This is a genomic window from Microcoleus sp. B6-A1, assembly GCF_036705085.1.
Lineage (GTDB): Bacteria > Cyanobacteriota > Cyanobacteriia > Cyanobacteriales > Microcoleaceae > Microcoleus.
This window is the reverse complement of the sequence record NZ_JAUBTU010000143.1, coordinates 1-12,247: the sequence shown is the minus strand read 5'-3', so window position 1 is coordinate 12,247 and position 12,247 is coordinate 1. Positions and strand designations below refer to the sequence as shown.

Genomic DNA, 12,247 nt, shown 5'->3' with positions numbered 1-12,247 from the left:
TCATTATTATCTCCGATGATTCACTTTTACTTCCTCAATCCGCGTATGTGCCAGTTGGGGGTGCGGAATGTGGGTTTTTAGCCAATATTGTTGGTGAACCCGCCCCTACAGGAATCAGGGTAATTGACCGGACATGATATCAATCTCTTAGTCTGCGGAGGCAGACTTAGTTTTTCTAGTAGCGATTTCAATCGCCGAATCATCGACAAACTGATTGCTGATTCAAAAGCCTGTTGGTGCGATCGGCTTAATGTCTGGGTCAAATCCTCCGACTTGATTTGTGCGAATTATCCACAAAAAAGCTCCTTGTTTTAATAAAACTTTGGCTATTTCATCTTGGGTTCGCCTCGGCAGCATTGTTCGGTAACTAATAGCAGTTTTTATCATGGTTGCTATACCTGCAAAAAAGGTTTTTTTCAGTTCCGCATCAATCCCCGCCAATGTCGAATTTTTCCGCCAATCTGGACGAACAATTCCGAGGGGCATTAATACTTTTTCTAAACTCTCTCCTAAAGCTACTAATTGGTGAAATCTTTGGGTTTGTGCGTCGGTGGGATGTGTTTTCAGCCAGTCTTGAATCTGAGGATTTGACTCTATTTCGGAAGTGATTTTTTTAATTGTGGCGTAAATTGCCTGACTTGAATCTTGGACACAAGAAGTTGCTGGCGTGACTAAACTTCCCCCGGTGCCGTCTCCGCTGCGGTAGCGGGCCATCATGATATCTAGTTGCTGGTTTAATTCGGTTAAAGGTGACAAGGTGATGCCGTCAAAATCGTAGTCGCAACACACGCAGTCTAATTTACAGATGATATCGCAAACCGGGCGATCGCCCAACCAGCCGCGCTGCAAGTCTCCCATGTAGCTTTGCCATTTGCTGGAACCAGCAACAATTCCGTCGGGATTGTGGGCGTAAACTTGTTTGTATTCTATGTCAAAACGCAGTTCGCTGGTAAAGCGATCGCGCACTACTTTTGCTACTCCAAAAGCAAAATGTCCGGTGACAATTCCCAGGGGTTGCCGTTCGCCTTTTTTGCCGCCGATACCCCCGAAACTGTGAATCACTATCCCGATATCTCCTTCTTGCCAAGGAGAGATTGAAGCGTTTTCTGTAGCATCATTTGGGGTTAACAATACTATTTTTGCTTGCCCTTTTTGGGCTGGTGTATTTTCCCAATTTTTGGTGCTTAAATAAGCGAGAGATTTTTTTAGTCCGAAATGTGTTTCATCTGGGATTAATTGGGCAATTTTGCGGGGTTCGATTGCCTCCACTACAAATATACTGTCTTCGTCTCTTTTGCCGTAAATATACCAGCCGTCTGGATTTAATGGCGATTGTTCGATTAGGTGATTGGTAGACCTCGCTACGCCATGTTTGTCTGGCTGTACTTGTGGAATCCGAATAATTTCTGCTGCGCCGTCAAATTGTTGAGATGTTTTGTTGAAATGCCGGACAATAAATTTGTCGCTGTCGGCTTCTTTTCGCTGTAAAATTGTGACTAAGGCGCAGAAACGTCCGATAATTTGTACTGGTTCGCGATCGATCGTGAGTTCCTGGCGATCGCTGCTGCTATAATGAATCGCAATCACCGGCCTCCGCAGCATCACAGTCACGCTGTCTTCGAGTCTGCTGCCTGCTAGAGTTTCTAAAGGGCCTACATTTCGCCAGCCGTTCAATCTATCTGGATGGATATTGCCAGATTTTTGGCTTTTTTTAGTTTCTTGTGTGAAGTTTATATCTTGACTGACTGCGTGGACAAAAAACTGTACTTCGCGATTTGTACTCCATTTCAAAAATGCTGTTTTGCCAATAAAACTTTTATACTTTTTGGGGGCATTTATTACTTCAAAAAAAATTGTCCCGTAGGGCTGGCGCTGTTCGTTTGAGGGCAAAATTAAGCGCCCGTGCCAAAGAGCGATCGGCTTGTAGAGATAGGCAACTGATGCTGAATTTTCGCAGATTATCTCCGGCTCAAGCGCTGTTGAAATATCGCTTTTGCCTCCAAAAATAGTGGCAGTTAAATTGCCGTCACTTTCTACAAATCTGGGTTCTAAAAAAACTTTTTCAGGTTGTGAAATATTAGCGGTTAAATGACCAGTGTTTCTTGTAAACGAGCGTCTAAATAGGTGATTGCTCTCTAATTTTGCCTGCAACCAATTGAGGAAAATGCGAATAAAAATAAACGCTGTTAAACCACAAACAACAGTTAAAATAATCAGCCCAAGTACCAAAATGAATTGGTTGAAAGACTGACCTGACAGTAAAAAAATGGTTGGCCCGATCCAAGGAAATGCCGCCATAATGTCTAAAAACGAGTTTTAGGTTCGATCCAGTCTGTGCTGGCTTGACTGCCGAAAACTAAGGGTTTGTCCTCGGTGACTGCTACCGTTTGCCCTGTCATATCAACTGCACAAAGAGGCCAAGATCGATCGCCCAAATTGCCTGCGCGGAACAGAACTTTTCCGGGACAAACTTGACTCCAACCCAACAATACAGCATGAGTGTAAAGACTGCGAGCAGGAGCAACGGTATAAGTGTAATTATCATTTTTGTCCCAAATGACACCGTAGTCGGACATATCGGAAGAGTTGAAAAGTGCTTCAAATTCGCGGGCGAGAATGCGGGAACCGTCTTGATTCCAAGAAACAGGCACTAAAATGGCGATCGTCCCGGACATATCTGTATCATCGCTAGCATACATCCCACTTTCGGCCAGGGGCGAAGCAGCCGCCACTGTTTGCAGTTCCCCGGTTTTGAGATTTTCCACAAACATGACGCTGCTAACCCGACATCGGGAGAATTCCGGCTGTACTTGCAACTCAATTCGACTGTAAGCTGCGTATTGGCCGTTAGTTGATACTAGGGATGGACTGCGATAATAGCGGAGGCCTGTGCCGGCAGTGGAGCTCACTTTAGCATGAGTGGCACTAATCCATTCCCAAGGAACGGGATAAGGGCTATTTAAAGGGTCAGTCATCGGTTTTTTTTCCAAAAGTTTTACTGAATTATCCAACAGATTCAGGCTGGCACGCAACGGACTAGAAACCTGGTTTCTAGTCCGTTGCGTGCCACCAAACCACAGATTTATATAAACCGGGTTTCTTTTTGAGATTTTAGATTGGAGGACAAATCTCAAATCTCAAATCTCAAATCTCAAATCGGATAGGTAAGATAGTATCGAAATTAATGTGGTCTGTACACCGAGAGGGATGAAATATGACGCGATCCTTTAACCAAAAACCTTCAATCCCCCCCACTCGCGTCTCCAAGTCGCGGGGAAAAGGTTTGCTTATACTGTCGCTGATTTTTCGACTGCTGCTGCTGGGGGTGGGCAGCGGTTTTGCGTGGGTTTTGGGGATGGCGATCGCTCAAATTTCTCCGTCAGGCGCGACGGAGATGCCGCTGGCAGAGAGATTGCTGCGTGTAACTCAAAATTTGACCTCCAGCCCGAAACGCGCCCCAGCAACGCCAATTCCGGCGCTCCCGCCACCAACCGCTACACCAAGTCCCCAGTCAACAGTCAGTCCTGCCCAGAGAGAGAAATTGCAGTCGGATTTGAGACAGTTGCAGGGCGAACTCAACGCGCTGATTGGTCGCACGGCGGCTTTGGAGAGTCAGTTGGGCAGCAGCCGCCCGACGGAAACTTTGGAAAAGCGTTTGCAGTTGATGTCGCGGGAATTGGCGGGGCCGGAAACGGCGGCAAGTCCTGTTCCTGCTTTACCGGCGATCGGCAGCAGCCCCAGTCTGAACCCTGAAACGGTGAATACTGCCCCACAGAATGCCAATAATCCGGTGTTTGGGGGGGATGGGCTGATGGTGACTCTGCCTAGCGATGTTTTGTTTGATACTGGCAGCATTTCTTTGCGCGCGGGAACAAGTGCGATTTTGGACAATTTGGTGGCGGAGTTGAGCAATCACGAGGGGGCAACTGTGCGGGTTGCGGGCCACACTGACGACGCGGGGGAAGCGGCGGATAATCGCAATGTGTCGTTTGCCCGGGCTCAGGCTGTGGTGCAGTATTTGTCGGGCGTACTCGGTCAGAAGTATCATTGGGTGGCGATCGGCTATGGGGAAAGTCGCCCTTCGGTGGATAATAGTTCGGATACTAATCGGCAGCGCAACCGCCGCATTGAAGTGGCAATTAGTCCTTAGTTTTTAGTGTTCAGTAATCAGTCATTAGTCGGCAGACTTGTAGATACTGTTGAAGTGTCAATGGTAGCGATCGAATAATTGGAGTCATATCACATCCGGTTGAACCGGAATTATTTAACCGCAGAGGACACAGAGGACGCAGAGGAAGAGAAGAGAGAGATGAATAATTCCGATGCCAACGGATTTGATATCGAACGGCTTCTGGGATGTTAAAATTGCTGTTGTGAATTTAAGATCAAACCTGGCAACTACGGAATTATACCCAAGTACGAGTGTCCCCGCGATCGGTCACGTAAGCGCTGAACTCCGAAAATTATTATTCCGATGCCAACAGAAACGATATAAATTGTATGTTTCAATTCCCTACTCCCCTTCTCCTTTTCTCCACTTCTCCCCTTCTCCTCTTCTCCCCTGCTGTCACGCCGAAGGTGTAAGAGGTGGCAAGTCAGAATTATTTTTAGCCTGATCTATTGCTTCTCGATGTTCGCTCCTAAGTTTCGGTTTTAAATACAAGTTTTCAATCAAAGCTGCCACTCCCGCAAACCAAGGTGGCACAATTACAGCTCCAATAATTCCTAATACTTGAACGCCTCCCAATACAGACAGCAATTGATATAAGGGATGCACACCAACCGATGAGCCAACCAGCAAAGGATCGAGGACGTAAGTTTCTAAATTCTGGATGATTACAAATAACAGTAATACCCACAAAAGTACCCAGCCACCTTTAGCTAATGCTACGATTAATGCTGGTACTGCTCCCAACACTGGGCCGATGAACGGAATCAAGTTGGTAACACCTGCGATCGCACCCAAGCCTAAAGCAAATTCCGGCATTCCCAAAATGCTCAAACCAGTGGTAATAAATATCCCTAAAATGCCCGAAACTAACACTCGCCCGCGAATATAACTCCCCATTCTTTGACCGATTGGCGCGGCTTGTGCAGCTAATCTTGTATCCCAAGGTTTAGGGAAAAATTGCACCAAACTTTTGATTAATGTGTCGCTGTCCGCAACCATGTAACCTGAAATAAATAATGCTAAAACTAGGCTGAAGAAACCGCCTAGAATGCCTCTTGTTAAACTGTACGATCGCAAAACCAGTTGTTGACTCGATCGAATCAGCCAATTAGTCAGCGATTGAGTGTCCACCAACTGACCTACTAAGGCAGGGGCATCGTCGGTTAGCCGACTCAATAAATTAGTTGCTAAGGTTTCCAGGCTTTCGACATAAACGGGTAACTGCCGCAGCAGTAACTCTATTTGTTCGATGACCGTGGGCCCGATTAACACTACCGTCCCGCTAAATCCGCCGATGAGAGTTAAATAAACCATAATCACCGCCAGCCAGCGGGGAACCCGCATCGTTTGGGCCCAATTCACGATCGGGACGATCGATGCGGCCAGCACAACTGATATCATCAGAATTACTAGCAGGCTCCGCAATTGCCACAGCAGCACTAGCAGCAAGGACGATGCTACAATTAGCAGCAAGTTAGGTAAAGAAATGGTTATCCGCTGTTCTGACATGATTAAGTAATTATATTTTTGGCGATCGTCTCACCCTTGATTTTATAATAAACGATATGATATAAGTTACAATTAAGATTATGAAAGTGCATTCAAGCAGTGGAAATGTCTTTGCTGACTTAGGGATCCCCAATCCTGATGAATTATTGATTAAGGCACAACTAGCTCATCAAATCAGTGAGTTAATTTCCGAACGCCAACTAAGCCAGACTGAAGCAGAAAAGCTCTTAGGAATCGATCGACCCAAGATATTAGCACTAATGCGCGGTAAATTATCCGACTTCTCTACAGAACGCCTATTTCGTTTTCTCAACGCACTCGGCAGCAATGTAGAGATTCGTATTGCCCACTCGCCACCAAATGTTCAAGCTAAAACTCACATTGTGGTAGCCCATAGTATATGATCAATTAAAACATTAATATGCAGCCAAAATATTCCACCCAAGATTTTTCCACCATGTCGTCTATAAAATCACCAACTCTGTTTTACGAATGGCAAAATTATCGCTGTGCTTACGATGTTTATCAACCAACTACTGCGACAGAAGATAGCATCCCTTTGTTATTAATTCATCCGATAGGAGTTGGTTTGTCAAGAATCTTTTGGCATAGATTTTGTGAGAGTTGGTACAAAGCAGGGAACAGTAATCCGATTTACAATCCCGACCTTTTGGGCTGCGGCGATTGCGAAATGCCGGCTGTGGCTTGCTATCCTGACGATTGGGCCGCACAGTTGCAGTATTTCTTGGAAACTGTAGTCAAAAAACCTGCGATCGTCCTCGTGCAAGGTGCTTTACTGTCTGTAGGCTTGGCTTTAGCAAAAATGCAGCAGGAAAGCGGCTCAAATTTAATTCGCGGCTTAGTTCTCGCCGGGCCTCCAGCTTGGGCGGTAATGAACAAACATTCGACAGAAAGACAGCAAAGGATTGTCTGGAATTTGTTAAATTCTCCCCTGGGAAATGCTTTTTACCGCTACGCCAGACGCGGTGAGTTTTTGCGTTCTTTTTCTGTGAAACAACTGTTTGGCGATGCTGCTCAAGTTGACAGCGAATGGTTGGATGCTTTGCAGGCTGGGGCGGCCAATCCTGACAGCCGTCACGCGGTTTTCTCGTTTTTAGCGGGGTTTTGGCGCCAGGATTATAGTAACACGATTCAAAAGTTCGATCGACCCGCACTCATTGTGATGGGAGAAAAAGCCTCCAGCATCAGTCAAGCGGGTAAGGAAGAGAAACCGGATGAAAGATTAGCGCAATATTTAGCTTATTTTCCCAATGCGGAAGGTTTATTAATGCCGGGGCGCAATGTTTTACCCTATGAATCAACCGCAGAATTTGTCGCGGCAGTTGCCGAGTTTGTGGATAAGTTAAATAAAAATTAAATCTCTTTCTGAAGTTGCGGTCTAATAATAACTGACACAGTTAATAGACCTCATCATGTGTGCCTATGTCGAGTAAAACAATGACTTCAGTATTTGTTTCCGTATCCTCTTCTATCGAGAACACGATACGACAATCATAGCCGCAAGAGCAGGACTGAAGACCGTCGAGTTTGCCGCCTAGTTTGTGGGTACCTAGGTTGGGAAAAAATACATCTGCTTCCATTTGTTGAAGAGATTCTTCAATACGTTGCTGGAGCTCAGGATTTCGTTTGACCAACTTGCGAAATGCTCGTTTGAATTTGGGAGTCAGAACCAGTTGTCTCATGCTTCCGGCTCGTCCAAAGACTGGCGTAATGTTGCAATAACATCCTCGGCTGACTGCTGTCGAAATTTGCCTGTACGGAAATCAGCTAAGGTTTGTTGAGCATCAGCAGCTATTTCCGCGCGGACACTCTCGCGGTGACGGTTTTGCAGGATTTTTATCAGCATTTCCTGCTGTTCGTAGGACAGTTGTAAAGCAGTTTCTAGCACTTGGTCGAGGGTATTCATAGAGTTAGGCTATTAGCTCTAAGGTTGAACAAATTGCGAAGTTGAGTAAATTGTATCGCTTATTCAAAGACTAGGCTACACTTAAAAAAAATGTACTAAACTCGGTTTTGTCATGGGCGACAACATCATTACGATTGAAGCAGGTAAACGCAGTGGAAAGCCTTGCATCAGGCGAATGCGAATTACCGTTTATGATGTGTTGGGTTGGCTGGCTGCGGGAATGTCTCATGCACAGATTATGGACGACTTTCCAGAGTTGACGGAGGAAGACATTAGAGCGTGTTTAGAATTCCGCGATTGAAATCGCTTAAGAGTCAAGCGAAGTCTGCCTCCTCCAACTATGAATTTGGTTTTAACTGCGGTGCCAAATTGTTGTACCATCTTTTTGATCTATTAAAGTAATTCCCTTGTCCTTGAGTTCGTTGCGAATGCGATCGCCCTCAGCAAAATCCCTAGCTTTCCGGGCATCTTTCCGCTGCTGAATCATCACCTCAATCTCCCCATCACTCAAACCATCAACAGCATCATTGCTGTCACCTTCCGGCTGAACTTCTAAACCCAAAACCCCCGCCAAAGTCACCAAAGTCACCCATTTTTGCTGCAACAATTCCGGCGAAGTTTCTGTTTTGCCTTGATGCACTAAAACATTACCTTCCTTGCCCAATTCCTTAGCCAATTCAAACAAAACCGTCACAGCGCCGGGAGTATTGAAATCATTATCCATCGCTGATTGGAATTCCTGCACAGCTTTGCCATCCTGTCCAGTTTTCTCAACGTCCCAATTCAGTTGAGAACCGTATCGGAGGCCAAACAGCAAACCTTCATTGATGGTATTCCAGCCATTTCGAGCATTAGCGATCGCCTCTTCGGTAAAATCAATTTGACTGCGGTACTGCGCCATCAACACAAACAGCCTCACCGCCATCGGTTCCACCGCTTTTGACTTCTCGCTTCCTTCCTTCTTACTCCCCCCCTTACCAAGGGAGTCTTCATTCTTACTCCCCCCCTTACCAAGGGGGGGCTGGGGGGGGTTAGATTCCAAATCGCCCGACCAATTCCCCTCCAACAAATCGCGAATTGTAATAAAATTGTGCAAAGATTTGGACATCTTTTTGCCATTGACAGTCACAAAAGCATTGTGCATCCAATAATTAGCCAGTGACTTGCCAGTCGCGGCTTCAGATTGAGCAATTTCGTTTTCGTGGTGCGGAAAAGTTAAATCGGAACCGCCGCAGTGAATATCAATAGTTTCGCCCAAGCAATCGCGCACCATCGCCGAACATTCGATGTGCCATCCTGGGCGACCTTTTCCCCAAGATGAATCCCAAGCAGGTTCTCCCGGTTTAGCGCTTTTCCACAGGGCAAAATCAGAGGAATCTTGCTTTTTTTGAGCTTCTATTTCTGCAGTTTCCAATCTACCGCTAGCCCCGGCCTGCATTTCTTCCAACTTGCGGCCGGAAAGTTTTCCGTAATCGGCAAACTGCCTCACCTTGTAGTAAACGTCGCCGCCGGAAGCATAGGCATAACCTTTATTTTCTAATTCGTGAATCAGCCGTTTAATGCCGTCGATTGTATGGGTGGCGCGGGGATATTCATCGGCCCTGAGAATATTCAGCTTGTCCATATCTACGAAATATTCATCGATGAAGCGTTCTGCCACGGCTTCCATTGTGGAATTGGTTTCGCGGGCGCGATCGAGAATTTTGTCGTCAATATCTGTAAAATTCTGCACGTAGCGCACATCGTATCCCCGCCACATCAGATAACGCCGCACCATGTCCCAGACAATGTAAGCGCGGGCGTGGCCGACATGGCAGTAATCGTACACCGTAACGCCGCAGCAATACATCCGCACCTTTCCTGGTTCGAGGGGATCAAAAGGTGATTCGCGACGGGTCAAGCTGTTGTAAAGCGTTAGAGTCATTCGATTTTAGATTTTAGATTTTAGATTTTAGATTTTACAAGATTTACGCAGAACCTCTATGTGTAGGGTGTGCAGTGCCCACCTTATCTGTATCAGTAGCGCGTCAAACCATTTTTGGGTTGAGGAATGTTGGTTTGTAGTTGCGATCGCCCGTTAGCGAAGCTCGCACAAGAGTATCGCCCAACTGCCAGCCTACCAAATTTTGTACTAAATCTCCTCTATCCATAGTACCGCCCTGGCCGACTCAATCTCACATCTAATTCATGTCAGGGAATGTTGACAATTGTTTCCCTGACGATCCCCACAAGTGCTTAATTGTCAAGATTCCCTGACAAAGTGATCCCCAAAATCACGAAAATGCGTATAAGTACCCAGGATTGAGGGAAAAGACCCCTTGACCCGATCGCAAGTTGTCTGCAACATTGAGTCATGACAAAACGATCCCAAAGAAATGCTTGGATTAAGCAGCCCTGGGAGTCGAATAGCGCGTGTGCTGCAAGCACAGCGTTGCTAGCAGCACCGATCGCACTCACAAAATCGATCTTGTCAATCAAGAATCGACAGATAAAGCTTTATTTAGATCGAACGGTGCGCGCAGAAGCCAAAAAGTCAAAACCCCCGATCGCATGGGGGACAAGACAAGCTAAAAACAAGCAAGGCTTCAAAGGTTGGAGAGATTTGGAAGCTCGATAATATGTAGATTTAAAAGAGTTTCTAACTCAAAAAGTCAACACATTTGTGTTGAAAGGAAAAATCTAACCCGCCATCCTAAATTAGTGGAGAACCAACTCATGGCAAAAGAACGCCCACCATTAGAAGAGATGACTTTGCGACAACTCCGCAGAGTTGCTAGCGAATGTGGAGTCTCTCGCTACAGCCGGATGCGGAAATCGCAACTCCTGGCATCAATTCAAGAAATTCAGCGCACCAAATTTTCCTACAGCCCATCTCGCAAACTAGAGGCACAAGAAGCAGTGGAAGCAGCAAAGTTTGAACTCGGTCAAGAAGATAGAACAGGCGGTTCTTTGTCGTCTGTAGATGAAGGTTTAGCAGATTTGCCCAACGGCTACGGCGAAAGCCGGGTTGTGTTAATGCCCCGCGACCCAGAATGGGCCTACACTTACTGGGACATTCCCAACGATCGCAAAGAAGAATTGCGTCGCCAAGGAGGACAGCAACTCGCCCTGCGGATCTACGACGTTACAGATGTTAACCTCGACATTCAAAGCCCGCACAGCATTCAAGAATATCCCTGCGACGAATTGGCGCGGGAATGGTACGTGCCAATCCCCGTGAGCGATCGGGACTACGCGATCGACATCGGCTACCGCTGTGCAGACGGCCGCTGGCTGGTATTAGCTCGATCAGCCGAAGTCCGGGTTCCTCCCGTCTATCCCAGCGACTGGATTGAAGACCAATTCATCACCCTCGATTGGGAAGAAGAGTTGCAAGGCAAAACCTTCGCCGAACTGGTTCCTCCGGCCAAGAAAATGGCACAAGCAGCCAATGGCTTCGGTTACAGCACCGAAAACGCTATCTACGAACAAATCTTCGGCATGGCAGAATCTGCCGAATCCCTGCGCGTAGCCGGTTCTATTTTCGGTTCCATGCAGCACGTCGCCGGTTCCGTCCAGCAAGTCGGCATCCACGAACAAGCTCTCAGTTCCTACGTGTTCCCCTCCGGCGTCGGAATGTGGGCGGCTCCCACCATGTCCGGCCTCACCGCGTCGGGTGTCGGTATGTCCGGCCTCACCGCGTCGGGTGTCGGTATGTCCGGCCTCACCATGTCGGGTGTCGGTATGTCCGGCCTCACGATGTCCGGTTTCGGTATGTCCGGTGTTGGTATGTCGGGAGTTGGCTTCGCCGCCCCGATGCGCCCCCGCCAGTTCTGGTTAGTTGCTGATGCCGAACTGATCGTTTACGGCGCCACCGAACCCGACGCTACCGTCTACGTAGGCGGACAGCCGATTAAACTCAATGCTGACGGCACTTTCCGCTTCCAAATGTCCTTCCAAGACGGCTTAATCGACTATCCGATTTTTGCAGTAGCAGCAGACGGCGAACAAAACCGCGCCATCCACTTAAAATTCAACCGCGAAACCCCAGAACGCCGCACCAATACCAAGCAGGATGCTGTTGTGGAATGGTTGGGCTAATCGCTCGCGGTCGATCGATCTGCGGGCTATCATTCAGGTTTGTGCCAATTTTTGAACCATCACAAGGCATAGCCTCAGTCGATCGTGATTTGTTAAGGTTAATCCCAGACAACAACCCATAACACCCCCTATACACCGTTCTCCTGTTTTGAGGAGCGGTGTTTTTTGTGTTTAGGACTTACTCAGAAACTGACTTTTTAGACCAGAATAGCTCGCGGATCGGGTGATCGACAAAAGTTATACCAATGCTTAAAAGTAGGGATAAATATAGATTGTATGCGAGCATCTGTAGGGACTTATGCCCAGCCTAAGTCCCTACTTTGTTTCATCTGAGATATTGCACAATTCTCAATTACTTGTTTAGGAACAGGCAAGATGCCTGTTCCACAAGAGATGAATTTCATTGTGGAACAGGCATCTTGCCTGTCCTTGACAATGGTGCAAGATGTGAGTTTCATCCGGTTGACAACTGCTATATTAGACCAATACTCCGGACAGTTTTTAAGCAGCCAGAGTACCATAAGACAAGACTGAAGGAAGGTTAGGGTGATTTAAAATCA

At 46.9% G+C, this 12,247-nt stretch carries 14 protein-coding genes; 6 read left to right on the top strand and 8 right to left on the bottom strand.

Translation table 11 applies throughout. The features are described 5' to 3' along the window. Positions 1 to 222: 222 nt before the first annotated feature. Both QUB11_RS29960 and QUB11_RS29955 read right to left on the bottom strand, forming a co-directional pair. Positions 223 to 2,298, bottom strand: a complete 2,076-nt coding sequence (locus QUB11_RS29960) for an abortive infection protein (RefSeq protein ID WP_333207249.1) — start codon at positions 2,296 to 2,298, stop codon at positions 223 to 225. Positions 2,299 to 2,303: 5 nt separating this feature from the next. Then, positions 2,304 to 2,975, bottom strand: a complete 672-nt coding sequence (locus QUB11_RS29955) for a hypothetical protein (RefSeq protein WP_333056017.1) — start codon at positions 2,973 to 2,975, stop codon at positions 2,304 to 2,306. A 239-nt stretch (positions 2,976 to 3,214) separates the two neighbouring features. Between QUB11_RS29955 and QUB11_RS29950 the strand changes: the two genes are divergently transcribed. Beyond that, positions 3,215 to 4,150, top strand: a complete 936-nt coding sequence (locus tag QUB11_RS29950) for an OmpA family protein (protein WP_333207248.1) — start codon at positions 3,215 to 3,217, stop codon at positions 4,148 to 4,150. A 417-nt stretch (positions 4,151 to 4,567) separates the two neighbouring features. Here QUB11_RS29950 and QUB11_RS29945 read toward each other — a convergent pair whose 3' ends face one another. After that, positions 4,568 to 5,680 (bottom strand): AI-2E family transporter, encoded by a 1,113-nt coding sequence (locus QUB11_RS29945; RefSeq protein ID WP_333207247.1) that lies wholly within the window; start codon positions 5,678 to 5,680, stop codon positions 4,568 to 4,570. An 80-nt stretch (positions 5,681 to 5,760) separates the two neighbouring features. Between QUB11_RS29945 and QUB11_RS29940 the strand changes: the two genes are divergently transcribed. Both QUB11_RS29940 and QUB11_RS29935 read left to right on the top strand, forming a co-directional pair. Then, on the top strand, positions 5,761 to 6,084 hold the full coding sequence (locus QUB11_RS29940) for a helix-turn-helix transcriptional regulator (RefSeq protein WP_333207246.1): 324 nt from the start codon (positions 5,761 to 5,763) through the stop codon (positions 6,082 to 6,084). Between the two features lie 17 nt (positions 6,085 to 6,101). Beyond that, positions 6,102 to 7,058 carry an alpha/beta fold hydrolase gene (locus tag QUB11_RS29935; RefSeq protein WP_333207245.1) on the top strand — a complete coding sequence of 319 codons (957 nt, stop codon included), beginning with the start codon at positions 6,102 to 6,104 and terminating at the stop codon, positions 7,056 to 7,058. A 40-nt stretch (positions 7,059 to 7,098) separates the two neighbouring features. Here the strand turns inward: QUB11_RS29935 and QUB11_RS29930 are convergent, their stop codons facing one another. Together QUB11_RS29930 and QUB11_RS29925 are read right to left on the bottom strand one after the other, a co-directional pair. Then, the gene (locus QUB11_RS29930; protein ID WP_333207244.1) at positions 7,099 to 7,383 is read right to left on the bottom strand and encodes a type II toxin-antitoxin system mRNA interferase toxin, RelE/StbE family; all 285 of its coding nucleotides are present in this window, start codon (positions 7,381 to 7,383) and stop codon (positions 7,099 to 7,101) included. Beyond that, positions 7,380 to 7,607, bottom strand: coding sequence for a hypothetical protein (locus QUB11_RS29925; protein WP_333207243.1), 228 nt, complete (start codon positions 7,605 to 7,607; stop codon positions 7,380 to 7,382). Before QUB11_RS29925 ends, QUB11_RS29930 begins: the two co-directional genes overlap by 4 nt. A gap of 112 nt (positions 7,608 to 7,719) precedes the next feature. Between QUB11_RS29925 and QUB11_RS29920 the strand changes: the two genes are divergently transcribed. Further along, positions 7,720 to 7,908, top strand: coding sequence for a DUF433 domain-containing protein (locus QUB11_RS29920; protein WP_333207242.1), 189 nt, complete (start codon positions 7,720 to 7,722; stop codon positions 7,906 to 7,908). Positions 7,909 to 7,959: 51 nt separating this feature from the next. On the opposite strand, the gene cysS is transcribed toward QUB11_RS29920, so the two are convergent. Next, the gene (gene cysS, locus QUB11_RS29915) at positions 7,960 to 9,531 is read right to left on the bottom strand and encodes a cysteine--tRNA ligase (protein WP_333207241.1); all 1,572 of its coding nucleotides are present in this window, start codon (positions 9,529 to 9,531) and stop codon (positions 7,960 to 7,962) included. 103 nt (positions 9,532 to 9,634) lie between these two features. After that, the gene (locus QUB11_RS29910; protein ID WP_333207240.1) at positions 9,635 to 9,757 is read right to left on the bottom strand and encodes a hypothetical protein; all 123 of its coding nucleotides are present in this window, start codon (positions 9,755 to 9,757) and stop codon (positions 9,635 to 9,637) included. A gap of 203 nt (positions 9,758 to 9,960) precedes the next feature. Between QUB11_RS29910 and QUB11_RS29905 the strand changes: the two genes are divergently transcribed. Next, on the top strand, positions 9,961 to 10,224 hold the full coding sequence (locus tag QUB11_RS29905) for a hypothetical protein (RefSeq protein WP_333207239.1): 264 nt from the start codon (positions 9,961 to 9,963) through the stop codon (positions 10,222 to 10,224). 98 nt (positions 10,225 to 10,322) lie between these two features. Next, on the top strand, positions 10,323 to 11,687 hold the full coding sequence (locus QUB11_RS29900) for a DUF4912 domain-containing protein (protein ID WP_333207238.1): 1,365 nt from the start codon (positions 10,323 to 10,325) through the stop codon (positions 11,685 to 11,687). A 296-nt stretch (positions 11,688 to 11,983) separates the two neighbouring features. On the opposite strand, the gene QUB11_RS29895 is transcribed toward QUB11_RS29900, so the two are convergent. Then, positions 11,984 to 12,145, bottom strand: coding sequence for a hypothetical protein (locus QUB11_RS29895; protein WP_333257858.1), 162 nt, complete (start codon positions 12,143 to 12,145; stop codon positions 11,984 to 11,986). Positions 12,146 to 12,247 lie beyond the last annotated feature (102 nt).